The organism is Xanthomonas sp. NCPPB 3218 (genome assembly GCF_056725185.1).
On sequence record NZ_CM161516.1, the window covers coordinates 2,305,933 to 2,330,986 of the forward strand.

Here is a 25,054-nt window from a genome sequence, read left to right on the forward strand (position 1 = left end):
GCTCATTTTTAAGGCAGAGCGTTAATAAAAATAAAGGCAGGTATCCCAGCGATCCGGCGTGTGATGGCGCAGGCCGATCCTGTAATCCGGGTTCAGAGATAGGGCAAAATCGCTTAGATCTAGCAGGTCGGTAGCTCTGTGATAGGCGGAGATCGCCATCTTGGGTTTGCACTGAACAATCGCATTCTGCGCACCTTTCAGTGCCGAAAGCTCCGACCCCTCGATGTCCATTTTGATGAAGGTGGGTGCATCGTCGATGACATCGTCGATGCAACATACGTCGATCATGTCTGCCGGTTCGCAATCCTCACTCGAAGGCTTGACGAAGCCGCCGTGGCCACCCTCGTGATTGAATGGAACCCTGCCTGTTGTCTCGCCTACGCCGCAGTCATGCAGACTGATTCTGGACGCCAGAGCTGTGCCTTCGTAGCGGCGCAGTACGTTCTTGAGTGTGCCGACGTTGATCCGATCGGGTTCAATCATCCAAGAACGCGAGAATTGGCCTTTGGTGGCGCCAATCAGGCCTGCGAGCGACTCGCCAATCGAGGCGCCGCAATCAACCATCTTTTCTCCGCTACCGAATTGCAGCAGGCCGGAGCGGAAGTACAACGTGGTGTAAGGGCGTTCGATTTCGTGGTAGTACTCGGGGTCACACGTCAGGTGGAAGTTGAGGACAGAGAACAGGGTTTGTGCCGAATAGGCATCGGAAAAGCGTTCTGCCAGGCGCTGAAACCTGGGAATGTTGCGCACGATCTCCCGTCCCCAATCGTCCACCCGGAAATCTACACGCCCCTGTAGACCGAAAGCGCGAACGGCCTGTTCAAAGTTGATATGAGCAATCCCGTGCTGCCTGCAGACCTGGTCAAAAAATCGCTTGGGTCCGTCATATCGGCAGGTGTTGAGGGCGATGATGTCGCCAGACTTGGCCAGTTCGATGAACCTGTCCGTCGAGATGATCGGAGTGCCGTAATACAGCGCACCGGAGTGATAGCGGAAGTCGTCCACCGAGGCGATCACATTGCAGTGCCGGTCCTGCTTCAGGTTCAGCAAGTGCGCGCCGAACCCCCCGGTTCCTAAAACGATCACCTCGACTTCGTCGCCAAATTTGGCAATGAGGTGGCGAACGTCCTCGGGAATACCGAACATCGGATCACCAGTCAGGCCTTCGGCGGCGACCTGAAACGTCTCTTCCGATGCCTGCGGGTCGATATTTAGTTTGAATTGGATAGCGGTTTGCATGATTGGTCCCCGGCTTAGGCTTCATAAACATGGATTGGAGTGTCGTAGCGGGCGTGGAAATAGGTCTTGGCCGGCACGTCCTCGCAGTAGACACGTGGCCAGCCAAGTTCGCAGCTTCGCCCCACCTTGACGCCCCCACTCACGATGGCGCCGGTTCGCAGGATGCTATTGCTGCCGATCTCGACGCCCGCGCCGATTTGCACACCATGCTCTATCCAGCATGACGATTTAACGTGGCATGCGGGTCCCAGGTGCGTGCCGGCGTGGATGACGGTGTTGTAGTCGATCCTGCACCCGTGCCCAACGACAGCATTGGCACCCACGAATGCATTGAGACCAATGGCCGTGTCAGAGCCGATGGCTGCGCTCGGGTGGATGAAGGGTTCGAGCTTGAAGCCACGCTCCATCGCTGCCTGCATCAGTTCCATGCGCTTGAAGTTGCCGAAGCGTTCGTCGAAAGCCACGAACATGGCCCCGTCGGTCGGATTCAGTCCATCCAGCACGTCCAGATCGAATTCGTGTTCCGAGTCCTGTGGTACATCGATCCTGATGACCGTCTCGTCCTGACGCGCGTGCTTCCAGGCATGAAAGGCCAGATCGAGGTATTCGCTGCCGCCGATGATCCACCTAGATCTCATGTTCGGTCTCCATCAGCACCGTGTACCAGCGCTCAACCAGGCGATTCATTGATTCATAGGCTCCCTGGGTGGGTAGCGGGGCGTCTATATGCAGTGCCGCCTGCACCCGCTCCATGATGTCCACGTCTTCTCCCACTACCACCTTGCTGCCGTGCATCTGCGCAAGCAACACTTGGCTGGAAGAACCGTAAGGCTGTTTCTTGCGCGCGCTGAACCAATAGATTTCCAGGTCGGTCCGGTCCGGTGCGACGGGGATGTGGTGTTCCAGAGTGAAGGAATAGCCCCCGTTGGCGCTGGCGATATGCAAATTCGGGAAGGCAAGCCAGTTAAAGTAGGCGTCCTGCTTGCCCCAGCGTTCCACTTTAGCGTGCCAGCCGAAATGCTTAAGGTTGGGGATGGTGGCTTCCGGGCCGCCGAAACTGAAGCGGCGCATCTCGCGCCTCAGCGCTACGGGCGACGTGTCCTGCAAGGCCTCCATGGACTCCTTGGCTTGTTCCTCGTTTACCTGGGGAGTGAAGTTGACGCTTTTGGCCAGGGTCTTGGGGTGGACAAAGCGCGGGTGGTTGGCGTCCCGCAGATTCTCGTAGGCCAGCTTCCAGTTGTACCGGCCATGCCATGTGGTCACCATGACCTCAGTGTCATAGGCGTTGGAACTACTTTCCAGCAAGGCGATGAAGTCTGCCGAAAACTGCTCCTCGATTGGCATGGGGTCTGGATCGAGGTTGACGAACAACAGGTTGCCGATGGCGCGCAGTGAGAATTCGCGCAGCTTCAAGTTGGCCTTTTCACTATTGTCCAGGTGGTAGATCGCATCGCAGTCCGGGATGTTCTTTACCCGGCCTTGTTCGTCGTAACTCCAGGCGTGGTAGGGGCACACCAAAGGCCGGCAACCGAGAGCAGCGGTTTGAATCAGTGCACTACGGTGGAGGCAGACGTTCTCGAACGCACGGATTTGCCCGCGGAAGTTCTGGATCACCAGAGGAACACCCGCGATCTTGCGTGTGATAAAGCAATTGTGATCCTTCAGCAGCGTTTTGAGTCCTGCGAACAACCAGACCCTGCGGAAGATCTTGCGCTGTTCGCAGTCAAAGATTTCCTGCGACAAGTAATACTTGGGGTGCATCCTGGAGCGCATGGATCAGTCCATCTTGATGTTCTTGTGGAATACGATCTTGGCCGGATTGCCAAACACCGTGGCGCCTGCCGGCACATCCTTCAGCACGACCGCACCGGTGCCGACGACAGCGTGCTCACCTACCTTGACGCCAGGTACTAGGGTGGCACGTGGGTGCACGACTGCGAAGTCGCCTATCTGCACACCGCCTCCCATGAAAACCTGTGCGCCCACATGAGCATAATTGCCAATGCGGACATCGTGTCCAATCACCGACCAAGTGAGCAGATTGGCAAAATCCCCGATCCACACATCGGGGCCAACGTGTACCTGGTTGCCGAGAAAGCAACCTGTGCCTAGACGCACGCGGCGACTGAGGTGCGCCTCGGTGCAGATTGGGATGAACGCGGCCCCCTTTGCAAGCAGCGGTTGAATGTATTTATGCCGTTCCAATGGGTCGCCTTGCGCGCAGACAAAAGCCTCGTTGCCACGCGGCACGTATGTCAAAGGGTCACCGACGATGGGTACTCCGGTATCGAAGCCATCGAGAATATGCTCGCGGCTGTCCAGGAATCCGGTGACTTCCCATTCCTTGCGATGTGCAATATCACCTTGCATTTGCTCAAGAACTTCCCGGCCCCAGCCGCCCGCCCCGACGATGAGCACGGAATAGGTCATAGGACAGACCCACCGTCCATTACCAAACTGGTCCCGGTTACCCAGCGGCTGGCATCGGACAAGAGATAGATCGCAGCGTTCGCTACGTCCTCTGAGGTGCCCAAACCGAGCGGGTGGCGTTTTCGCTGTGCTTCCAGATGGGTTGCGTCCCAAATGGGCGTTATGACTGCAGAGGGAGACATGCCATTGACCCGGATCTTGCGTTTGGCCTGCTCCATGGACAGGCAGCGAATGATGCCGAGCAGGGCTGACTTCATGGCCGAATACGGTCCTACCCCGGGTGTGCCGATATGGGCCGCAGTGGAAAGCATGAAGACGATGGAACTTTGAGGCGCAAGAGCGTTGGCCTGCAACAGCCGCTGGGTGAGCATGACAGGGGCCAGGAAATTGACCGCATAGACATCGGTCATGAGCTTCTCGGTCAACTGCCTGATAGGGCTCAAGCGCTGCCTGCCAGCGCAGTGGACCAAGCCATCTAGGCTGGAAATGCCCTGTACTAGTCGTTCACGGCCTTCGGCTTCGGTCAGGTCGGCCAGCACTTGAAGGTGGCCTTGGCCATTCAACAAGTTGTAGGTTTCCTGCAGGCGTTCTGCATCCCGCCCGGTGATGACCAGGCGCGCCCCACGCCGCGCGCAGGAAACAGCGATTTGCCTGCCGATGCCTGATGAAGCGCCTGTGACCAAAATGGTCTTGCCATCTAGTGAAAAAGCGCGTTGCGCCGCGTTGGTCATGCGTAGATGTCCATCGGTACAGAAAAACCGCCATCAAGAATGAAGTGGTTGCGCGTGATCCAGCGGCTGGCATCGGAAAGATAGAACACTGCTGCATAAGCCACGTCTTCCGGCTCGCCCATGCCAAGTGGCGTCAATGCAAACAGGCTGTCCATATTGCCGCCGCTTCCCTGCAACCCATCCAGCAAGGGAGTGCGTACATAACCCGGTGCAATGCAGTTGGCGCGCATACCTTGCTTTGCTACTTCCATGCCAAGCGAGCGCATCATGCCCAGCAGGGCGCTTTTGCTGGCAGCGTATGCGCTGCTCGCCAGCGGGCCGATATGCGAGGCAATTGAGGCAATGAATAGCAGGGATCCGCCCGGCGCGATCTGCTTCTTCGCCAATAGGCCTCGCGTCAGTAGCATGGGTGCGTAGGTGTTGCTTGCAAATGTCTCGTCAAGGTGCGCTTGACCGATCATTCGAAAGGGGGTCAGCTTGGACATGCCAGCTGCGTGCGCCAGGCCGTCGATGACACCGCTCGCAGCCACCACGTGGTCAATACCCTCCTGTACCGCCAAGTCCGCCACCACTTGCGTGTGGCCTTGGCCTTCCAGTTGGTTGAATGTGGCTTGCAAGCGCTCGGTGTTGCGCCCGGTGATGACAACGCTCGCTCCCATTTGTGAGCAAGTGATTGCAATTTGACGACCAATACCCGATGAAGCACCAGTCACCAGGACGCGCTTGCCTTCCAGGGAAAACGGATCACGCTCGGCGTTCATGCTTCGATCAGTGCCGGAAAAGCTGCGTTCTCGACGTCCACGATCGCCGTGCCCCATGACAAGCCGATACCGAAGCCGGCAAGCAACAGTCGGTGCCTGGCATTGATCAGCGTATCGTTCAGGCGGACGGTCATGGTGATGGGCAGGGAAGCGCCACTGGTATTGCCAAAGTCTCGCAAGGTTGACGGAACTTTCTCTGTCGGCAGCGCCAACTTCTTGCGGATGGTTTCGTTGATCATCTTGTTGGCCTGATGGAAAACGAAAAAATCAACGCTGTCCTTCTCAACACCAGAATACTCAAGCAATCTTTCCACCGCTGGAGGTACTCGCTGGGTCGAGAAACTCAATACGGCAGGGCCATCCAGAATGAGTTCACCCGGCCAATGCAGCACACCGTTCTCGTCACGTGTAGGAGAGATATGTTGGGGGCCGTAAGGCTCACGATGTCCGCCTATGGGCAACATGATGGCCCGGTAGCCGCTACCGTCGCTGTTCAAATCGAAATGCATGGGTGGTGCATTCTTGTCGAACTCCAGCGCCGTGGCGGTGCCCGCGTCGGAGAACAATGGGTCCAGAAGCGTGGCCGAGCGGTCGCCGACCAGCAGAAGCGCCTTTTTGATGGTGCCCGCCGCAATCATGCTTCCCACCAGGTGTAGGCCAAAGGGATAGCCGGAACAGCCGAGATTGACATCAAAGGCGATAGCGGTCTGCGGCAATTGCAGCCGGTGCTGCATGATGATGGCCGTGGCCGGGATGGGGTAGTCGGGTGATTGAGTTACGACAATCAGTGCATCGATTTCTTCCTTATCCCATTGCAGCTCTGCAAGCAGCTTTTCCGCGGAGATGAGCGCCAAATCGGAAAATGTCTGCCAGCTTGGGCAAATGCGACGAAACTCGATGCCGATGTTACGCACCAGACGCTCGCGTTCTGAGCGCATCTTCGGCGGGCAATCGGTCAGGTTGGAAATGATCCGCTTGGGCACGCAACTTGCCATGCCCGCAAAACGGACATTGCTAAGGGTGGACAGTCCCATGGCTTTACCCCAGCAGTTTGTGAAGATCGTTCAAGGTGGCGCAGTTCTTGAGATCTTCGCCGGTAATGACCTTTCCGTAATCCACGTCGAACATGACGATTACCCCCAACGCGGAGAGCGAATCCCACTCAGGCAAGTCGGCCAGTGCGGTGTCCATGGTGACCTCCACCGGTTCCTGGAAGTCGGTGGCGGAGAGGAAGTTCTCGATAAATGTTGCCTGGGTCATGCGAGCTCGCCTGGTTGCCTGTTGAAGAGATGGGAGTCTGAAATGCAGCTGCAGCGTGTTGCGATCATGTTGCGTGTGCGCCGGCGATCAGATCGGCAATGGTATCGACCTGGTCGCGGGTCAGGCCAGGAAAGATTGGCAGGCACAATACCTGTGCGGCCACCGAGCGCGCGACCGGCAGCCATGCCGGCGCCGAGGAGGGCAGGGCGCGATACATCGGGAAATCGCTGATCAACGGATAGAAGTACCGCCGCACCAGGATGCCGTGCTCGCGCATCACTTGGTACAGCGCATCGCGCGACAGCGGGTAGTCGTCCTGCACCAGGATCGGAAAGTACGCGTAGTTGGCGCTGGCGTGATCGGGCCGTGCCACGCAGCGCACGCCGCGAACATCGCTCAGGCGCTGCCGATACTGCGCATCGATAGCGCTGCGCTGGGCGATGGCGTGATCGATGTGCTTGAGCTGCAGCAGGCCGAAGGCTGCGCTGATCTCATTCATCTTGCCGTTGATGCCCGGTGCCACCACCGTGGTCTCATCGACAAAGCCGAAATTCTTCAGATGCCCGATGCGCTGATAGGTTCTTTCGTCCGGGCAGACGATGGCGCCACCTTCGAAGGTGTTGAACACCTTGGTGGCATGGAAGCTCAACACGCTCAGGTCGCCATGACGCAGGATCGAGCCACCCTCATCGCGCACGCCGAAGGCATGCGCCGCGTCGTATATCACCTTGAGGTTGTAGATGTCGGCGATGCGCGTGATGGCAGCGGTATCGCAGGCGGTGCCGTAGCAGTGCACCGGCATGATGGCGGTGGTCTGCGGGGTGATGGCCGCCTCGATCTTGGACGGATCCATGTTGAGCGTCACCGGGTCGATATCCACAAACACCGGCGTGATGCTTTTCCACAGCAGCGAATGCGCAGTGGCCACGAACGAGTAGGGCGTGGTGATGACCTCCCCGGTGATGCGCAGCGCCTGCAGCGCTGTGATCAACGCGGTGGTGCCGTTGGTGAGCAAGGCCAGGTGCGGCACGCCAAGGTACTCGCACAACGCGCGTTCGAACGCGTGATGCATGTCACCGCCATTGCTGAGAATGCGGCTGGACCAGATCTGCTCCAGATAGGGCAGAAATTCTTCCAGCGGCGGCAGCAGCGGACTGGTGACAGGGATGGGCATCAATGCCTCGGCAGGTGCTGGTGAATGTCGGGATTCCGCCGCAGCCGACGGCTGCGGACGGGGCAATCCTGCTGAAGCAAGCGCTATGCCAGCGAGCCGGGCGGTGAGGCCGGCCCGCTCAGTTCGCCAGCTCGGTCTGCTCGCGATCGATGCCGTACTTGCGTAGCTTTTCCACCAGCGTGGTGCGGCGCAGGCCGAGCAGCTGCGCTGCATGCGCCACCACGCCCTGGGTGCGTTCCAGCGCCTCGTTGATCAGTGCCAGCTCGATGTTGGCCATGTGGCCGCGCAGGTCGATGCCATCGTCGGGCAGGCTGGAGCTGGTCGCCGGCTCGGCATCGGCTGGCGTGGATGGCAGGGTCACCACATTGCCCGGCAGCGCGATGTCTTCGACGGGGGCGGCAACCAGCGCCGGTTCGGGCGCAGGCTCGACCGGCACGGCCGCGGCAAAATCACCGCGGTAGCGCGCCGGCAGGTCCTGCACGCGTACCAGTCCGCCCGGATGCAGCACCGCCAGGCGCTCCACCAGGTTGGTCAGCTCGCGCACGTTGCCCGGCCAGTCGTAGCTGCGCAGCGCCTGGAGGGCTTCGTCGGCAAAGCGCACTTCGCCGCGTCCGGTACGTGCCAGCTGCCCGGCGATGGTCTGCACCAGCATGGCCAGGTCGTCGACGCGTTCGCGCAGCGCCGGCATCTCGATCGGGAACACGTTGAGGCGATAGAACAGGTCCTCGCGGAACTGGCCGTCGCTGATGCGGGTTTCCAGGTTGCGGTGGGTCGCGGCGATCACGCGCACGTTGCAACGGATGGTCTGGCCACCACCGACGCGCTCGAAGCTGCGCTCCTGCAGCACGCGCAGCAGCTTGACCTGCATCGGCAGGCTCATGTCACCGATCTCGTCCAGCAGCAGGGTGCCGCCCTCGGCCATTTCGAAGCGGCCCTTGCGGGTGCTCAGCGCGCCGGTGAAGGCGCCTTTTTCGTGACCGAACAGCTCGCTTTCCAGCAGATCCGGCGGGATCGCGCCGCAGTTGATCGCCACGAACGGCCCGTCGCGCCGTGGCGAATGCTGGTGGATGGCGCGCGCGACGACCTCCTTGCCGGTGCCCGATTCGCCCAGCACCAGCACCGTGGTGTCGAAGGCAGCCACCTGGTCGATCAAGCGGCGCAGGCGGGTCACCGCCTCGCTGTTGCCGGTCGGGCCGGTGTCCTGCTGCACGCCGGCCTGGTGCTCGGCGTCCAGGCGCTTGAGGCTGGCACGGCGCAGCAGGGCTTCCAGCTGCGTATGCCGCAGCGGCGTGTCCAGCGTCCAGACATTGGCTTCGTGCAGGCCATGGGCCTGTGCGAACGCGCTCGGGCTGCCCTCCATCAGCAGCACCGGTGGCGGCAGCTTGGCATCGGCCAGCCAGTCGAAGAACTTATCGGCCTGTGCAGCGTCCTGCGCTGAGCCCACCATCACCGCCATCCATTCGTCGTGGCGATGGCGGCCGGGATTGATGTCGGCGCCGTCGGTGACCCAGCGGGGATTGAAGTCCATGAACTCGAGCAGCGAGACCGTGCGCTCGGCGCGCACGGCATCGCTGTCGATCAACAGAATGCGGGACTCACTCATTCCTGGCTCCTTCCGTCAGGCCCTCCAGGATTGGCATGACTTCCTGGATATAGGACAGCTTGCTAACAAAATTGTCAGCACCCGCGCGAAGAGCATGTTCACGATGCTCTGCATCGTCGAAGTGGCTCGCGATGACAATATACGGCGGATCGTCCTGCGTCTTGATCAGACGCGTTGCCTGCAGCCCGCCCATCTCCGGCATGGCCAGGTCCATCAGCACGACATTGGGGCGCAGCGACTCAGAGCGCTCGATCGCTTCCAGTCCATTGGCGGCACTGCCCACGATATCGAGCCACTCCACTTTGCGAAAATGACGCATCGCAGCGTTGATGAAGCCCTCGTGGTCGTCGACCAGCAGCACGGTGAGTTTGCTCATAGTAGTCCTTATCCTGCCCGGGCAAGCAGCGGTTTGTTGGTGCGGCGGCGCTCGCGTGCCGGGGCGATGTCGAGTTGTTCGCGGTACTTGGCCACAGTGCGACGGGCAATATTAACGCCCTGGCGCGACAACAGCCCGGCGATGGCTTCGTCGGCCAGCGGCCGCCCGGCCGGCTCGCTTTCGATCAGTCGCCGCACCATCGCCTTGACCGCCTGGCCGGAGACGCTGGCGCCTTCCAGGCGCACTGCAAAGAAGTGCTTGAGCTCGAAGGTGCCGCGCGGGGTCTGGATGTATTTGCCGGTGGTAATGCGCGAAATCGTCGACTCGTGCATGCCGATCTCATCGGCGATTTCCTTCAGCGTCAGCGGTGCCATCGCTTCTTCGCCGCGCACCAGAAAGGCGGCCTGGCGTTCGACGATGGCGCGGGTGGCGCGCAGCAGGGTCTCGTAGCGCATCGACAGGCCGCGGGTCAGCCAGCGCGCTTCCTGCAACATGTCACGCAGCGGCTGGGCGGCATCGCCGGCCTCGGCCAGTGCGCGCTCATGCACGGGGTTGATGCTCACCCGATGCGTGGTGGCCGGGTTCAAGGCCACCCGCCAGCTGCCATCGGCATGCCAGGCGAGCACGTCCGGAATCACGTTGGCGTTGCTTTCCTGCGACAGGTCATCGCAGGGGCGTGGCTGCAACGACAGGATCAGCCGTACCGCTTCGCGCACATCGTCCAGCTCGGCATCGTGTGCGCGCGCCAGCACCGGATAGTCGTGGCTGGCCAGCAGGTCCAGGTCGCCGGCAAGGATGCGCGCGGCCAGATGGCGCGCCGGCACGCGGCCGGGCAGGGCGCCCAGCTGGGCCTGCAGGCACTCGCGCAGGTCGCAGGCGGCCAGGCCGGCCGGGTCGCCGTGCAGCAGGCGCTGACGGACCGCTTCCACTGCCTGCACGGTCATACCAAGACGGGTGGCACCGAGCTGCTGCAGCGTCGCCAGGGCCTCGCTCAGATAGCCGGCGTCGTCGGTCTGCTCCAGCCAGAACGCGGCGGCCCCCAATGCGGCCTCGTCCAGGTCCAGCGCCAGATCGCGCAGGATGCGCACGTGCGGGTCGGTGGATTCGCCAGCTGCCACGCGCTGCATGCGGTCGTCGTCGTCGCCGTTCCAGCTGCTGCTCTGCACGTCCCACATCGTGCTTTCCGGCAGTTCGTCGAAGGCGGCGACATCGGACGCGCCATCGTCACTGGTCGCGACGGCGTCGCTGTCGGCCAGTTCTTCCAGTTCCAGCAGCGGGTTGGTTTCCAGCGCGCGACGGATTTCCAGTTCCAACTGCATGCCGTCCAATTGCAACAGACGGATCGACTGCAGCAACTGCGGGGTCAGGTGCAGTTGCTGGCCAAGCTGGGCGGAAATGGTCGTCTTCATCGAAGCGCTTCCGGAAGGCGCCGCACGTGGCAGCGATGGAACGCATCTTGCAGGACAAGGCGACGGGTTTCTAATCAGGGAATCGCGTGAGGCAATTCGTGATTTTCCTGACAGCGCGTGGGGAATTCCCTGACGTTCAATACGGACTCAAGCGTGCCCGCCGGAATCCCGTCACTGTTTTCGTCGCTGGCGGCCATTTTCGGTCGGCGCAGCGGTTTGCTCAGACCAGTTCGTTGTGATGCTTGGCGGCCAGCAACACCAGGTCGTTGGCACGCCGGCAACCGAGCGATTCCATCATGCGCGCGCGATGGGTCTCCACCGTCTTGACGCTGATGCCGAGGTCGGCAGCGATTTCCTTGTTGCTCTGGCCGCGGCCGATCTCGCGCAGGATCTCGCGCTGGCGCGGCGACAAGGCAGCGATACCGACCGGTTTTTCCCGACCCAGCATCGGCGCGATCATCTTGGACGAAATCTGCGGGCTCAGGAACACCTGCCCAGCTGCCGCTGCACGCAAGGCCAATTCCAGCTCGAGCGGCGCCGCATCCTTGACCACGAAGCCCACCGCGCCGCGATCGAGCGCATCGCGCACGTGCACCGGGTCGTCGTGCATCGACATCATCACCACATGCGTGCGCGGCGCGGCGCGCAACACATCGGTCATGGCATCCAGGCCGCTGCGGCCAGGCAGGGACAGATCCATCAACACCAGATCAGGCCGGTGCAGGGATGTCATGTCCAGGGCTTGCTGCGCGTTGCTGGCCTCACCCACGACATCGATGCCGGCGAAGGTTTGCAGCAGCCTGGACAGGCCGGCACGGACAAGGGTGTGATCGTCGACGATGATGACTCGCACGGCGCAGAAGAGACCTTTTTTCAGTAAAGGGCACCTTAGCCGACCCGGCGCCCCGCGCCAACAGGCGCTATCAGCGCTGGCGGCGGGCGTCGGCGATCTGACGGCGATGCAGACGGAACAGATGACGTTCCAGCGCCTCCTGCAAGCCTGGGGAAAGCGGCGCAAACCGCAGCCATAGCCAGTGATCGTGGCCATCGCTTGCGCTTGCCAGGACCTCGGCAGAAAGCTGTACCAGTTCAGGAAGCCAGTCGGAGGGTTGCAGGCAAACGCTTCCCAGGGTGCCCGGCGGGTGGCTGCTTGCGCAGCTCAGGCGGATTCCGCGCACCGACCAGTGCACGTTCGCCTGGATCAGTCCGGTGTCGCCCTGTTGCACCAGGCGGCCGATCAGGGCCAGCATCAGGTCGAGCTTGGCGTCCATGCGCTGCACCAGCAGGGGCAGCTCGCCACGGTCTTCGCTGCTGTCTTCGCTGCGCAGGTCTTCCACCTGGCCCAGGCTGCGCAGCAGGGTTTCTGCAGCGCTGTGCGAGCCGGCGTCGCTGCCGGCACGGAAGCCGGCTGGCAGGCGCACTTCGCAGCTGAGCGTGTCGGCGAACAGCGCGGCATCGGCCGATGGCGCGAGTGTGCCGAGCGCGGACATCAGATCCGTCCGACCCGTGCGTAGGCGCGGCTGGCCGTAGAGGACGTGCGCTGCGCGCGGATCAGATCCAGCAGCTTGCGTCGACGTTCGAGCATCATCCGCATCAGGTCCTGCTGCATCACCTGCAACGTCTGCAACGCGTCGCGGTCCTGACTCAGGTCCGCCTGCTGCGCGTACTCGCGCAGGTGCAGATCGTGGGCATCCAGCATGAACGGCATCACCTCGAATTCCTCCTGCGCCATGGCCAGGCGGATGTCGGCAATTTCGGCTTGAAGGCTCTGCGCGCTATGCATGGTATGACTCACGAAGCGGCGGAAAGGCCGCGTTGGTCCAGGGGGATGGAATTCCACGCCGAGTCGATTTCGCTGAGCAGATCCAGCGCTTCGGTCAACGCGGTTTCGTCGTTGTGCAGGTTGGCGGCAGTCAGCCGCTGCATCACGTAGTCGTAGAGCGCCGACAGGTTACCAGCGATCTCGCCACCGGCTTCGTGATCGAGCGATCCGTTCAAGTGACCGACGATCGCGCAGGCTTCGCCGATGGCCTTGCCCTTGCGCGCCTGGTCGCCCTGCGCCAGGCAGGCCTGGGCCAGGCGGATGCGCTGGCAGGCGCCGGCGAACAGCAGCGACACCAGCTTGTGCGGGTCGGCTTCGGTCACGCTGGTGGACACGCCGACCTTGCGGTATTGCTCGGCATACTGACGATTGGAACCGTACATGGATGACTCCTCAATGGGCTGACCTTCGTTGGTCCCGGAGCGCTGCGCTCCTGCGACGACGCTCCTGCCGGAAGGCAAGGCCGAAATCACGATAGGCCCTTCTTGTATCGGCAACACCATTGCGGGACTTGAGGATCCTCATCACGGAAATCAGCTCGTCAGCAGGCTGCTAAGCGAACTGGTGCTGCTCTGCAGCTTGCTGATCATGGTTTCCATCGCGGTGAACTGCGCGGTGTAGCGATCGCTGAGCTTGGTCATGCGCGCGTCGAGGTCATCCAGGTCATCCTCGTAGCCCTTGATCTGCTTGTTCAGGCTGTCCGAGCGCAGGGTCAGGGTGCCGTTGTTGGCGTTGACGTTGCTGTCGAGCAGCTTGGTCATGGCCGAGCCGAACTTGCTGTCCTTGCCGAGCACCTCGGCGGCGGCACCGCCGTCGGCGGCGATGGCGGTGTCGAACTTGCCGCCATCGAAGCTCATCACCCCATCCTTGTCGATGGTCAGGCCGAGCGACTTGAGTTCGGTGAGGTTGCCGCTGACCTGGCCGCGCAACTGCTGCTGCAGGCCGCGCACCAGCGAGTCGCCGGTCAACGCCGCGGCGGTCTTGGTGGTGGGGTCGTAGGCGCTGCTCTTGGCCAGCAAGGTGTTGGCGGTGTTGTAGGCGGCCGCATACGCGGTCAGATTGGCCTTGAGGCCGCTGGTGTCGGCCGCAACGCCCAATGTGACCTTGGTGCCTTCGGCGGCCTTGGTGAGGTTGAGCACCACGCCCGGCACGATATCGGTGACGGTGTTGGAACTGGAGGTGCGTTCGAAGCCGTCCACGCGCACCAGCGCATCGGTCGCGGCCACGGACTGGGTCAGGCCGCCGCTGACGCCGGGGCCATAGGTGAGGCTGCTCAGGCTGGGGTCGCTGGCGCTGACGGTCAGCGCGCCCTTGGTACCGGTGTCGACCGCGTTGAACACCAGGTGCTGGCCGTCGTTGGCGGTCACCACGCTGGCGGTGACGCCCTTGCCACCGGCCGCCTTGTTGATGGCGGCGGCGATATCGGTGAGCTTGTCGGTGCCGCTGATGTCTACGGTGATTTTTTTCTCGCCATACCCGATCGTCAGCGTGCCGCTGCCGACAGTGGCATCGGCGACGAACGCGCCGGAGGCGAGCTTTTGCGCGCTGGCCAGCGAGACCACTTCCACCGAATAGTTGCCCGGCGCGGCCGAGCTGGTGGTGGTGGCGGTGAAGCCGGCATCAGTCGGCACCGTCGCCTTGTAGGCGTTGGTGTCGGCGCTGCTGATGACCTTGTCCAGCGCAGACTTGAGCGTGGTCATGCTGCTCTTGATCTGGCTGATCGCCGACAGCTGCGTGGTCGCGGCGGTCCCGGCCTTGTTGATGCGCGCCTGCTCCGGGTCTTTCTGCCGGGAAACCAGGGTGGACACCACAGTTGGGATGTCCAGACCGGAGCCGGAAGTGCTGATCACCGATGCCATGTTGCATTCCTCGTCTGGGCGTCCAAGCAAGGATGGACGCATGGGATTACGAGACGGGTATCGGCCGCATCCGCCAGGACTTTAGCGGCAGCGACCCCGTTTCGCTCACGAGTGTGGGTAATGCAATTTCCATGCCGGCGGGATGCGTCAAAAAACCCGCGCCAGCAAACCGTGCTGCGCATTCGCCCTCAAATCTCGGGCGAAGCAATCGGCGGCCACAAAAAAGCCCCTCCGAAGAGGGGCTCTTGACTTGGCGCGAAGCGCTGCCGATTACTGCAGCAGGCTCAGCACGTTCTGCGGAACCGACTTGGCCTGGGCCAGCATCGCGGTACCGGCCTGCTGCAGGATCTGCGTGCGGGTCAGCTCGGCGGTTTCCTTGGCGTAGTCGGTGTCGCGGATACGGCTACGCGAGGCCGACAGGTTTTCCGAGGTTGCGCTCAGGTTGGCGATGGTGGAGGTGAAGCGGTTCTGCACCGCACCCATGTCGGCGCGCGAGGAGTTGACCGCGGTCAGCGCCTTGTCGACGATTTCCAGGGCCTTCTGTGCGCCGGAGAACGTGGAGATGTCCAGGGTGCTCAGGGTCGAGGCGGTGGAGCCGGAAGCGGCCGAGGCGGTGGTGATGCCTGCGCCGACGGTGATGCCTGCGGCGCTGGAAGTACCGGCGGTCAGCGAGGTGAAGTCCTGGCCAGCCTTCAGCGATTCGATCTGCACCGTACCGTCGGTCTTGATCGAGGCGTACATGCCGGTCTGGTCGAGCTTGTCGTTGATCGCCGCAGCCACCTTCTTGTTGACGTCGGCAGCGCTCTCGCCGACGCCGATCTTGACGTCCGCGATGGTGACGCTCTTGGCCGCGCCGCTGGCGTCCTTGAACGACAGGCTCATGCCGCTGATCGAGCCCGATGCGGTGGAGGTGCCGGTCACGCCAGCGCCGGAAACGGCGGCAGCGAAGTTGGCCTTGCCCAGCGAATCGACGTTGGCGTCGACGATGCTGTTGATGCCGATGGTCTGGCCGGCGTCGGCGCCGACCTGGAACAGCGCGCCGGAGAAGTCGCCGTTCAACAGCTTGGTGCCGTTGAAGTTGGTCTGGTTGGCGACGCGGTCGATTTCGGCGGTGAGCTGCTTGACTTCGGAGTTCAGCGCGTCACGGTCGGTCGGCGAGTTGGTGGCGTTGGACGACTGCACCGACAGCTCGCGGATACGCTGCAGGTTGCTGCCGATTTCGACCATCGCGCCTTCGGCGGTCTGGGCCAGCGAGATACCGTCGTTGGCGTTGCGCGAGGCAACGTCCAGGCCGCGGATCTGCGTGGTGAAGCGCTCGGAGATCGCCAGACCTGCGGCGTCGTCCTTGGCGCTGTTGATGCGCAGACCCGAGGACAGACGCTGGATGCTCGTCGACATGCTCGCGCTGCTGGTGTTGAGGTTCCGCTGAGCGTTCAGCGACATTACGTTGGTGTTGATTACCTGTGCCATTTTGATTTCTCCTAAGCGATTTTTCCGGCAAGGGGGACTTGCCCGGAGCCTCCGCAGGGGGGCCATCAAGTTGGCCGTTGCCGCTGCTGAGATGAATAACGGCGTTGCGTCGGGAACCTTTAGCGAAATCCAGTGTTTTTTTACTGTCTTTCTGCTGCGGGACGAAATACGGAAGCGTTGTGTATCAAGGGGTTTGGTTTATTCGGCAGCACCCCGTAGATCTTTAGCGTTGGTATAACTTTCGACGAATAAACTCCGTCGGCCTGCGCAAGTGCTCGCGCGCAGGAGTGCAGAAAACGCGGGTTTTCTGCTGCAAATCAGCGGATCAGGTTGAACAACGACGACGACTGCATCTGCTGAAAAATCGTTTGAGCGGCCTGCAACGAGGCCTTCTCCAGTTCGTACTGACCAAGCGCCGAGGCGTAGTCCAGATCGCGGATCGACGACAGCGTGGTCTTGAGGGTGACCTCGTTGGACTCGAGCAATGAGTTGGCGTTGTCGATCGCCGACAGCTGCGCGCCGCCGGAGGCGCGCGCATCGATCATCTTCGACGAGGCCTGTGCGATATCTCGCATCGACGACTGCAGCGTGTTGATCATCGCCGCCTTCTGCGGCTGGGTCAGCGTGTCGGAGTTGAGCGCGCCGACCAGGTCGTCGATGGTGGAGAACACGTCCTTGGTGGTGGAGGCGCCGATCTGGAAACTGTCGCCCACCGCCGGTGCGCCGCTGATGCGCATGCGCACGCCGGCCGCGTTGATGTCCTCGCCATCCTTGTAGGTGCCGGTACCGACCACCGTATTGGTGCTGTCGCGCACCTCGTAGGTGTCGGCGGCGGTGAACTGCACGCTGTAGCTGCCGCCGTTCCAGCTGCCGGTGCTGGAGTCGCGGCTGAAGTCCAGCAGCAATCCGGTGCCGGTGTTGGCAGTGTTGGGGTGCGCATCCACGGTGCCGTCGCCGGTGCGGATACGCATGAAGATTTCGCTGCCGGGCAGGGTGTCGCTGACGAAGGTGTCCGGCGCCACTTCGACCTGTTTCTGGGTCTGGTCGCCGTTGTAGGTGACGCCGCCGCTGCTCTTGATGAACGGTGCGCTGCCATCGGCGGTGCCGCCGAACAGATAGCGCCCGGTGCCGTCGGTGCTGTTGGCCAGGCTGACCATGCTGTCGCGCAGGGCGGTCAGTTCCGAGGCGATCGCCTTGCGGTCGTCGGGGCTGAGCGAGGAGTTGTTGGCCTGCACCGCCAATTCGGTGACGCGCGCCATTTTGTCGCCGGCCTGGGACAGGGCGTTTTCCTGCAGGCCAAGGCGGTTCTGCACGTTGTTGGCGTTCTCGCCAAAGCGGGTGATCGCGGCCAGTGCGCGATCCAGGCCGACCGCAGTGCCGGCGGCGACCGGATCGTCCTTGGCGGTGACCAGGCGCTGCCCGCTGGCGAGCTGGGACTGGATCTGGTTCAGCCGGGACTGCTTGGCCGTCATCGACGACACCGACTGGCTGTACATCATGCTGGTGGAGATACGGTCGGTCATCAGCGTACGGCACCCAGGATGGCTTGGAAGATGGTGTCGGCGGTGGAGATCATCTGTGCGGCGGCCTGGTAGGCCTGCTGCAGCTTCAGCATGTTGGCGGCTTCCTCATCGAGGTTGACGCCGGAAATCGAGTCGCGGCTGGCCTGCGCCTGGTCGTTGATGACCTTCTGCGCGTCCGAGGCATAACTGGCCGCGCGCGCGGCCGAGCCGACCGAGGTGGTCAGGCCCGACAGCGCGCCGTTGAGCGTGACCGTGCCGCCGCTGAGCGCCTTGGCATCGTCGAGATTGGCCAGCAACTTGGCGTTGCCGTTGTCGCTGGAGCCGGCACCGGTAGGGCCGACGCCGAAGGTGTCGCCGGCCTTGGGCGCGCCGTCCAGCGCAAAGCTCCAGCCGTTGGCGCTGATGGTCTGACCGGCGGTGTAGGCGAACGGGCCGGTGCCGTCGATGGTGTACTGGTTGGCGTCGATGAACTCCACCGACGCCGGGGTCAGCAGCGCCGGGTTCTGCGCATTGGTGACCTTGACGTCGCTGATCTTGCCGGTGCCCAGGTTGGCGACCGTGGCGGTGGCCTTGACCGGGGTGGCCGCGGCAATCCGCGAGGGGTCGGTGATGGCCACCGACAGGGTGCCGGCCAGCCCGGCGGTGGGCTGCAGCAGGAACTTGTCGCCGTTGGCCGGCGTGCCGCCGACCACCAGGCTGACGCCGTTGAGCACCAGCGGATTGGCGGGGGTGCCGGTGCCGCTGAGCGGCACCGCCGAGCCGGTGCTGGCATTGGTGGCCTTCCACGCAGTGCCGTCGAAGCTGAGCGTGACGTTCTGCCCATCCACCGCCGCCATGTTGCTGAAGCTGGCGCTCAGCGACGCGCTGCCGGTGTTGCCCGGGTTGGCGGCGGTGGTGGGCGAGCCGATGTTGAAGAAATTGCCGCCCATCGCGCCATACAGGTCCATGCCTTGCGCGTGACCGGCGTTGAAGGTGCTGGCCATGCCCACGGCCAGGCGGCCGAGTTCGGCCTGGGTCGGTTCCAGCACGCTGCTGCGGAACTCCAGCAGCCCGCCGATCTGCCCGCCCAGCGAGCTGGCGCTGAGGCTGACATTCTGGCCTTGGGTCTGCATTGCCACCTGCAGTTTGCTCGGCTGATACGGGTCGGCGACGGTGGTCAGCTTGGACGAGGTGGTTCCCACCACCAGGGCCTGGCCGCCGGAGGTGAAAACATTCATGAAGCCGCCGTCCTGCATCACCGCGGTGCCGCCGGTGTAGCCGACCAGCTTGGACACCAGCGCGTCGCGCTGGTCGAGCATGTCCGGCGAGGCGCTGTCGATGCTGTTGCCGATGGTGCCGTTGATCTTGGCGATCTGCTGGGTCAGGCGATTGACCTCGTCCACCGCGGAGGTCAGGCCGCTGTTGACCTCGTTGCTCAGGCTGTCCATCTGCCCGTTAAGCTGCTTGAAGCGCGTGGCCAGCGAGTTGCCGCTGTCGAGCATGCTCTGCCGCTCGGCGGTGGACGAGGCATTGGACGAGACCGCGCTGGTGGAGTCGAAGAAGTTCGACCACAGCCCGGCCACGTTGGTGGCGGTGTTGGAGTACAGGCTGTCGACGCGGTTGGACAGCGAAGACAGCTGCTGCAGCCGCGACAGCTCGCCGCCGCTGTCGAGCAGGCGCGAGGTGGCCAGCTGGTCGGCCACCCGGCTCACGTCGGTGATCTTGGCGCCATTGCCCACGAACGCGTAGCCCATGTCGGTGGGCGTGCGCGTTGCAAATTCCACACGTTGGCGGCTGTAGCCTTCGGTATTGATGTTGGCGACGTTATGGCTAACGGTCGACAACGCCCGTTGGAAGGCGATCAGCGCACTGGTCCCGGTGGACATGATGGACATGGGCGTTTACCTCAACGACGGATGGTGCCGAGCCCAGCAGGCTCGGCGGTGCTGGCATAGCGGTTGGACAGGTCGGCCGCCGCGTTGCCGATCGCGGCTACCGCACGGTCGATGGTCGGACCGTTGGCGATCGCCGCGATCTTGGCTGCGTAGCCCGGATCGGTGGCGTATCCGGCCTGTTGCAAGCCGCGTGCAAAACCCTTGATATCGGTGCCGGCCTGCAGCGCGGGCTGGTAGCGACTGTTGTTCTTCAGCAGCCGCACGTAGTCGGCAAAACTCTCCTCGGCCGAGCCGTAGGCACGGAAATCGGCGGTTTCGGTGGTCTTGACGCCATTGACGTATTCGTGGGTGCCGGTGGTGACCTTGTCGCCGCTCCAGCCGGTGGCCTTGATGCCGAACAGGTTGTTGGAGTCGCCGCCATTGCCGATGCCGCGCCGGCCCCAGCCGGTCTCCAGCGCGGCCTGCGCCACCAGCGCACGCGGATCCACGCCCAGTTCGCGCGCGGCCTTCTGCGCATGCGTCCAGATCTTGGCAACGAAGCCTTCCGGGGTACGCTCGCCCAGGCTGGCGGCGGCGCTGCTCGCCGCGCTCGCATTGACCGCGGCGTTGGCATCGGCGGCATCGCTGGCCGCCACATCGCTCCAGCGATCGTTGGCCGAGGGCCAGCTCAGCGCGGCCGCATCGTCGCTGCCGGCATCGCTGCTGCCGGTGCGCCCGGCGATCAGATCCAGCACCTGGCTCATGCCGATGCCGCCCAGGCCGCCTGCGCCGATGCCTGCAGCAGTGCCGGTGCTTGCGCCGACGCCGGTCGCCGCGCCATCGCGGCTCGGCAACGGCAACGAGGCGTCGCGCTTGCCGGCCACCAGCGAATAGGCCTTGGCGGCATCGGCGGTGCTCAGCGAGGTATTCAACGCCGGGCCGCCGGTGTCGCCGCTCAGCTGCTTGGAGATCATCGCCGACAGGCCCAGCCCCTTGCCGTCGGTCAGCGCCTTGGCCATCTGCTGGTCGTACATCTCGCGGAACATCTGGTTTTCGCCCGGAAACATCGGGTCGCCAGAGCTTGCATCGCGCATGCTCTTGACCAGCATCTGCGCGAACTGTCCTTCGAGCTGACGTGAGACCTTGTCGATCTTGGCGGGATCGGCCTTGGTGCTCGGGTTGAGATCAATGGGCGAGGCTGCGATACGCATGTCAGATCACCTCCAGCTCCGCCGTGAGCGCACCGGCTTGCTTGAGCGCTTCCAGGATGGCCACCAGGTCGCCGGGAGCGGCGCCCACTTCGTTGACCGCACGCACGATCTGATCGAGCGTGGTGCCGCCTTCGAACTTGAACATGCGGCTGCCTTCGGAGGTGGCCGTGATCGTCGACTGCGGGGTCACCGCGGTGCGGCCGCCACTGAAGGCGCCCGGCTGGCTGACGTTGGTGTTCTCGCTGATGGTCACGGTGAGCGAACCATGCGCGATCGCCGCCGGCATCACCCGCACCAACTGGCCGATCACCACCGTGCCGGTGCGTGCATTGACCACCACCTTGGCCGGGGCATCGCCCGGAGACAGTTCGACATTTTCCAGCCGCGACAGCAGGCCGATACGCGCGCCGGGATCGGTCGGCGAGCGCACTGCCACGGTCACCCCGTCCACCGCACGCGCGGTACCGGCGCCGAAGCTGCTGTCGATCGCCGCGACCATGCGCGAGACGGTGGTGAAGTCGTTCTGGTGCAGGTTGAGGGTGATCTCGCCGCTGCCGGCAAACACGTCCGGCAATGCGCGTTCGACGGTGGCGCCGTTGGGAATGCGGCCGACGCTGGGAATGTTGACCGACACCCGCGAGCCGTCCTTGCCCTGCGCGCCGAAGCCACCGACCACCAGGTTGCCCTGCGCCATCGCATAGACCTGGCCGTCGGCGCCTTTCAGCGGTGCCATCAGCAGGGAGCCGCCACGCAGCGACACCGCGTTGGCGATCGAGGACACGGTGATGTCGATCGGCTGGCCGGGCTTGGCGAACGGCGGCAGTTCGGCATGGATGGCCACGGCCGCGACGTTTTTCAGCTGCGGATTGACGTTCGCCGGAACATTGACGCCCAGCTCGCCGAGCAGGTTCTTCAGGCTCTGCACGGTGAAGGGCGCCTGGCTGGTGCGGTCGCCGCTGCCGTCCAGGCCGACCACCAGGCCGTAACCGACCAGCGCGTTGCCGCGCACGCCGCCGACCTGGGCAAGATCCTTGATGCGCTCGGCCGAGGCCGGCGCGGCGATCGCGCAGACCGCCACAGCGGCAGCCAGCAGACGGAAGGGCAGGGAAGACAGATTCATGGTCGCAGGCTCAGTAGGGCGACAGACGGGAATTGAAGAAGCGGCTCAGCCAGCCCATCGCATTGGACTGCGCGATCGCGCCGCGGCCGCCGTAGGCGATGCGGGCGTCGGCCACCTTGCTCGAGGGCACGGTGTTGTCCGGGGCGATGTCGGCGGCGCGCACGATGCCTTGCACCTGCACCAGTTCGTCGCCCTGGGTCAGGCGCAGGTTCTTCTGCCCCTGGATCACCAGATTGCCGTTGGGCAGGCGCTGCATCACGGTGACCGTGACGCTGCCCTGCATGCGGTTGCTTTGCGCGGTGTTGCCCTTGCCGTCGAAGCTGCGATCGCCGCTCAACGAGTTCTGCAGCACGTTCAAGCCACCGACGGTGAGCGGCGCTCCCAGCAGCGTCGGCGCGGCCATGGTGGTCGCGTCCTTCTTGCTGATGCTGGTATTGGCGGTGGACGAGGCGGTGGTGCTTTCCACCAGGTTCACCGTCAGCAGATCGCCGACATCGCGGGCGCGGCGGTCGCCGTACAGATTCAGGCTCGGGCCGGCGGCGTAGATCGCCCCGGCGGTGGGCTGCGCCACCGGCGCGACCACCGGCACGATCGGCGCCAGTTCGGCGAACGGCCGCACATCGCCGGCCGCCACGCAGCCGCCCAGCAGCGCGCTGCAGGCAATGGCGAGGCACAGGGAGGAGAGAGAAGGCAGGCGGGACATGGCGTGGATTCCTGAGAGGGCAGCGACCGGCGGGCCGATCAGACGTTGTTGTTCAAGTAACCGAGCATCGAGTCGGTGGTGGAGATCGCCTTGGCATTCATTTCGTAGGCGCGCTGCGTTTCGATCATGCTCACCAGTTCTTCCACCGTGTTGACGTTGCTGCCTTCCAGCGCGCCCTGCACGGTGTTGCCCAGGCCGTTGAGGCCGGGGGTGCCGTTCTGCGCGGGGCCGGAGGCGGTGGTTTCGACGAACAGGTTCTCGCCCTTGGACTGCAGGCCCGAGGGGTTGATGAAGTCGGTCAGCGTCAACGCGCCGATTTCCTGCGCGGCGGCCTGGCCGGCCAGCGTCACGCTGATGGTGCCGTCGTTGCCGATGGTCAGCGACTGCGCGCCTTCGGGGATCTGGATGCCCGGCTGCAGCGGGTAGCCGCTGTTGGTGACCAGCTCGCCCTGCGCATTGATCTGGAAGGTGCCGTCGCGGGTATAGGCCGAGGTGCCGTCAGGCATCTGCACTTCGAAAAAGCCGCGGCCGTTGACCATCACGTCGAGCGCGCGGCCGGTCTGCTGCTGGCTGCCCTGGTCGAAGCCCTTGAAGGTGGAGACCACCCGCACGCCGGTACCCAGCTGCAGGCCGGTCGGCAGCTGCGTCTGCGCGGAGGTGGAACCGCCCGGCGCACGCACCTGTTGGTACAACAGGTCTTCGAACGCCGCACGATCGCGCTTGAAGCCGGTGGTATTGGTATTGGCCAGGTTGTTGGAAATGACCGACATGCGCGTCTGCTGCGCATCCAGTCCGGTTTTGGCGACCCACAAAGCCTGATTCATGACCCGATTCCTCGTTAGACCCGGGGATGTGTTCCGGGTACGGGTGGGTATATGCACGTGCCGTGCCAAACCCGCGTCGGATTTTTGCCGGCTGTGCACTGGATCACGCGCAGCGGGCGCGACGGCCTGCGCGGGGCAGGGCTGGCGGCGGACAGGCGGCGGCTAGGCCGAAGCGGTGAAAACCTGCGCGACAGACCAGGTGCGGCAGATTGGTCGCCGGTCAGCGATGTGTTCGGCGAGGTGTGAACCCTTGGCGCTGCGTGCGGAAGGGTTCTTGGGAGCGCGCGGGGTCCTCACCGCCCGCGGGACACGCCGCAAGTACGTCCATGTAGGCTCGGTGGCGGCATCCTTGCCGCCACACGGTCCCGCAATCGGCGAGGCCACCGCACCAGAGAGTTTGAAGGTTGCTTTCTTAAAGCTTGTCCATTGCTCGGCTTGCATTGAGAAGATCATTGGACGCGCCGTTATCCAAGCAACCCACGTCAGGCATTGTTTGCACCATGCATGCCGACCATCTCGACAGGTCCTTGCCCGCCCACCGTCGCGGGACCTTACGCGGCATGGATGCCGCGTAAGAGCCTACAGGGACGTACTTGCGGCGTGTCCTGCGAGGGTGGGCGGGCAAGGGCCCTGCAGCCAAGTCACAAACCAGCCGCTCTGCAGCGAAGGCCCAGATCAACAGCATTGCCAACCGCACACACCTGACCGACACACCATCGGTAGTCAGCGTCAAGCGCGTAAAAACCAACTGCGAGACCGCAGGAGTCAGAGTCGAACGACACGCCACTTCGCTCGCCGAGCCACGTCCCCTGGCGGCCGCCATCCAGGTGCTCGGCAGCGCGGCAAGCCAACCGGCGGTGCGTCAATGGGCGCCAGTGGCGCTTAGCCGCTGACCCGCAGCAGCGAATTGGCCGACTGCGCGTTGTCGTCGCCGTTCTTGATGATCTTGACCTGCATTTCGAACTGCCGCTGCAGCTGGATCATCTCCACCAGCGCGCCGGCGGCGTCCACGTTGCTGCCCTCCAGCATGCCGCTGTTGATGGTCTTGCCGGTGGCCACCGCAAACGCCTGCGCCGGGTCGGTGCTGGTGTTACGCATCAGCCCGTCCGGGCGCCGCGTCAAACGGTCGGCGGGGGCATCGACCACCTTCATCTTGCCGACGATGGCCATGGTCTGCGGGCCTTCGCCCTGCGGAATGATCGAGATGCTGCCGTCACTGCCGATCTCCATCGCCTGGTGCGGCGGGATCGTCATCGGATTGCCGCCCTCATCCAGCACCGCATGCCCATTGGCGGTGACCAGCTGGCCATTGGCGGTGAGTGCCAGCTCGCCGTTGCGGGTGTAGGCCTCGCTGCCGTCGGGCGACTGCACCGCCAGCCAGCGGTCCTGCTGCAGCGACACGTCCAGCGGGTTGCCGGTGACCTTCTGGTGGCCCTGGCTGCGGTCGAAACCCTGGTCCACATGCAGCGCATCGATCCGCGACGGATAGCCCTTGCCCTGGATCTTGAACGCCTCGGTATTGGCCAACGCAGCCTTGAACCCCACCGTATCGACGTTGGCGAGATTGTGCGACACGGTGCCCTGCGCCTGCAGGGAGGCGCGGGCGCCGGTCATCGCAACGTAGAGAGCTTTGTCCATGAGGCACCGGGATTGGGGAGTCGGGATTCGGGATTCGTAAACGCGGGC

General features: G+C 63.6%; 26 protein-coding genes. 1 reads left to right on the top strand and 25 read right to left on the bottom strand.

Translation table 11 applies throughout. From position 1 onward, the window contains the following. Positions 1 to 21 precede the first annotated feature (21 nt). From AC1PLS_RS10110 to AC1PLS_RS10170, 13 genes are all read right to left on the bottom strand, one after another. Positions 22 to 1,239 carry an FkbM family methyltransferase gene (locus AC1PLS_RS10110; RefSeq protein WP_481104439.1) on the bottom strand — a complete coding sequence of 406 codons (1,218 nt, stop codon included), beginning with the start codon at positions 1,237 to 1,239 and terminating at the stop codon, positions 22 to 24. Positions 1,240 to 1,253: 14 nt separating this feature from the next. After that, on the bottom strand, positions 1,254 to 1,877 hold the full coding sequence (locus tag AC1PLS_RS10115; protein WP_481104440.1) for an LbetaH domain-containing protein: 624 nt from the start codon (positions 1,875 to 1,877) through the stop codon (positions 1,254 to 1,256). Continuing rightward, the gene (locus AC1PLS_RS10120; protein WP_126966701.1) at positions 1,867 to 3,012 is read right to left on the bottom strand and encodes an aromatic ring-hydroxylating oxygenase subunit alpha; all 1,146 of its coding nucleotides are present in this window, start codon (positions 3,010 to 3,012) and stop codon (positions 1,867 to 1,869) included. Before AC1PLS_RS10120 ends, AC1PLS_RS10115 begins: the two co-directional genes overlap by 11 nt. 3 nt (positions 3,013 to 3,015) lie before the next feature. Continuing rightward, entirely contained in the window at positions 3,016 to 3,669 is a 654-nt protein-coding gene (locus AC1PLS_RS10125) for a NeuD/PglB/VioB family sugar acetyltransferase (RefSeq protein WP_008575938.1), read from the bottom strand. Next, positions 3,666 to 4,400 (bottom strand): SDR family NAD(P)-dependent oxidoreductase, encoded by a 735-nt coding sequence (locus tag AC1PLS_RS10130; RefSeq protein ID WP_008575940.1) that lies wholly within the window; start codon positions 4,398 to 4,400, stop codon positions 3,666 to 3,668. The genes AC1PLS_RS10125 and AC1PLS_RS10130 overlap by 4 nt, the downstream gene beginning before the upstream one ends. Then, positions 4,397 to 5,161, bottom strand: coding sequence for an SDR family NAD(P)-dependent oxidoreductase (locus AC1PLS_RS10135; RefSeq protein WP_481104441.1), 765 nt, complete (start codon positions 5,159 to 5,161; stop codon positions 4,397 to 4,399). The genes AC1PLS_RS10130 and AC1PLS_RS10135 overlap by 4 nt, the downstream gene beginning before the upstream one ends. Beyond that, entirely contained in the window at positions 5,158 to 6,195 is a 1,038-nt protein-coding gene (locus AC1PLS_RS10140) for a ketoacyl-ACP synthase III (RefSeq protein ID WP_228891258.1), read from the bottom strand. Before AC1PLS_RS10140 ends, AC1PLS_RS10135 begins: the two co-directional genes overlap by 4 nt. Positions 6,196 to 6,199: 4 nt before the next feature. After that, positions 6,200 to 6,421: an acyl carrier protein gene (locus AC1PLS_RS10145; protein ID WP_008575943.1), complete on the bottom strand. Its 222-nt coding sequence runs from the start codon at positions 6,419 to 6,421 to the stop codon at positions 6,200 to 6,202. Positions 6,422 to 6,485: 64 nt separating this feature from the next. Next, positions 6,486 to 7,595, bottom strand: a complete 1,110-nt coding sequence (locus AC1PLS_RS10150) for a DegT/DnrJ/EryC1/StrS family aminotransferase (protein ID WP_024939601.1) — start codon at positions 7,593 to 7,595, stop codon at positions 6,486 to 6,488. A gap of 118 nt (positions 7,596 to 7,713) precedes the next feature. Beyond that, the gene (locus AC1PLS_RS10155; protein WP_481104442.1) at positions 7,714 to 9,198 is read right to left on the bottom strand and encodes a sigma-54 dependent transcriptional regulator; all 1,485 of its coding nucleotides are present in this window, start codon (positions 9,196 to 9,198) and stop codon (positions 7,714 to 7,716) included. Then, on the bottom strand, positions 9,191 to 9,574 hold the full coding sequence (locus AC1PLS_RS10160; RefSeq protein WP_016904817.1) for a response regulator: 384 nt from the start codon (positions 9,572 to 9,574) through the stop codon (positions 9,191 to 9,193). The genes AC1PLS_RS10155 and AC1PLS_RS10160 overlap by 8 nt, the downstream gene beginning before the upstream one ends. Positions 9,575 to 9,582: 8 nt before the next feature. Beyond that, positions 9,583 to 10,983: an RNA polymerase factor sigma-54 gene (gene rpoN, locus AC1PLS_RS10165; RefSeq protein WP_481104443.1), complete on the bottom strand. Its 1,401-nt coding sequence runs from the start codon at positions 10,981 to 10,983 to the stop codon at positions 9,583 to 9,585. 220 nt (positions 10,984 to 11,203) lie between these two features. Further along, on the bottom strand, positions 11,204 to 11,791 hold the full coding sequence (locus tag AC1PLS_RS10170; protein ID WP_221205632.1) for a response regulator: 588 nt from the start codon (positions 11,789 to 11,791) through the stop codon (positions 11,204 to 11,206). On the opposite strand from AC1PLS_RS10170, the gene AC1PLS_RS10175 reads away from it, so the two are divergent. Then, positions 11,726 to 11,863, top strand: a complete 138-nt coding sequence (locus AC1PLS_RS10175) for a hypothetical protein (protein ID WP_481104533.1) — start codon at positions 11,726 to 11,728, stop codon at positions 11,861 to 11,863. The genes AC1PLS_RS10170 and AC1PLS_RS10175 overlap by 66 nt on opposite strands. A 43-nt stretch (positions 11,864 to 11,906) precedes the next feature. On the opposite strand, the gene AC1PLS_RS10180 is transcribed toward AC1PLS_RS10175, so the two are convergent. The 12 genes from AC1PLS_RS10180 to flgF form a co-directional block, all read right to left on the bottom strand. After that, positions 11,907 to 12,473, bottom strand: a complete 567-nt coding sequence (locus AC1PLS_RS10180; RefSeq protein WP_481104444.1) for a PilZ domain-containing protein — start codon at positions 12,471 to 12,473, stop codon at positions 11,907 to 11,909. Then, positions 12,473 to 12,766: a hypothetical protein gene (locus tag AC1PLS_RS10185; protein WP_039407718.1), complete on the bottom strand. Its 294-nt coding sequence runs from the start codon at positions 12,764 to 12,766 to the stop codon at positions 12,473 to 12,475. The genes AC1PLS_RS10180 and AC1PLS_RS10185 overlap by 1 nt, the downstream gene beginning before the upstream one ends. Before the next feature lie 8 nt (positions 12,767 to 12,774). Next, positions 12,775 to 13,188 carry a flagellar export chaperone FliS gene (gene fliS, locus AC1PLS_RS10190; protein WP_024939606.1) on the bottom strand — a complete coding sequence of 138 codons (414 nt, stop codon included), beginning with the start codon at positions 13,186 to 13,188 and terminating at the stop codon, positions 12,775 to 12,777. 150 nt (positions 13,189 to 13,338) lie between these two features. After that, positions 13,339 to 14,664: a flagellar filament capping protein FliD gene (fliD, locus tag AC1PLS_RS10195; RefSeq protein WP_126966706.1), complete on the bottom strand. Its 1,326-nt coding sequence runs from the start codon at positions 14,662 to 14,664 to the stop codon at positions 13,339 to 13,341. Positions 14,665 to 14,934: 270 nt separating this feature from the next. Continuing rightward, the gene (locus tag AC1PLS_RS10200; protein ID WP_024939608.1) at positions 14,935 to 16,134 is read right to left on the bottom strand and encodes a flagellin; all 1,200 of its coding nucleotides are present in this window, start codon (positions 16,132 to 16,134) and stop codon (positions 14,935 to 14,937) included. Positions 16,135 to 16,451: 317 nt separating this feature from the next. Beyond that, entirely contained in the window at positions 16,452 to 17,657 is a 1,206-nt protein-coding gene (gene flgL / locus AC1PLS_RS10205; protein ID WP_024939609.1) for a flagellar hook-associated protein FlgL, read from the bottom strand. Beyond that, positions 17,657 to 19,531, bottom strand: a complete 1,875-nt coding sequence (flgK, locus tag AC1PLS_RS10210) for a flagellar hook-associated protein FlgK (protein ID WP_184380338.1) — start codon at positions 19,529 to 19,531, stop codon at positions 17,657 to 17,659. Before flgK ends, flgL begins: the two co-directional genes overlap by 1 nt. An 11-nt stretch (positions 19,532 to 19,542) precedes the next feature. After that, positions 19,543 to 20,721 (bottom strand): flagellar assembly peptidoglycan hydrolase FlgJ, encoded by a 1,179-nt coding sequence (gene flgJ, locus AC1PLS_RS10215; protein WP_102252098.1) that lies wholly within the window; start codon positions 20,719 to 20,721, stop codon positions 19,543 to 19,545. Between the two features lies 1 nt (position 20,722). Next, positions 20,723 to 21,841: a flagellar basal body P-ring protein FlgI gene (locus AC1PLS_RS10220; protein WP_039521506.1), complete on the bottom strand. Its 1,119-nt coding sequence runs from the start codon at positions 21,839 to 21,841 to the stop codon at positions 20,723 to 20,725. 10 nt (positions 21,842 to 21,851) lie between these two features. Beyond that, complete coding sequence (flgH, locus tag AC1PLS_RS10225) at positions 21,852 to 22,544, bottom strand: flagellar basal body L-ring protein FlgH (RefSeq protein ID WP_016901722.1); 693 nt, start codon at positions 22,542 to 22,544, stop codon at positions 21,852 to 21,854. Positions 22,545 to 22,582: 38 nt separating this feature from the next. Next, positions 22,583 to 23,368, bottom strand: coding sequence for a flagellar basal-body rod protein FlgG (gene flgG, locus AC1PLS_RS10230; protein WP_016901723.1), 786 nt, complete (start codon positions 23,366 to 23,368; stop codon positions 22,583 to 22,585). An 882-nt stretch (positions 23,369 to 24,250) separates the two neighbouring features. After that, complete coding sequence (gene flgF, locus AC1PLS_RS10235; RefSeq protein WP_005921307.1) at positions 24,251 to 25,006, bottom strand: flagellar basal-body rod protein FlgF; 756 nt, start codon at positions 25,004 to 25,006, stop codon at positions 24,251 to 24,253. Positions 25,007 to 25,054: the final 48 nt, after the last annotated feature.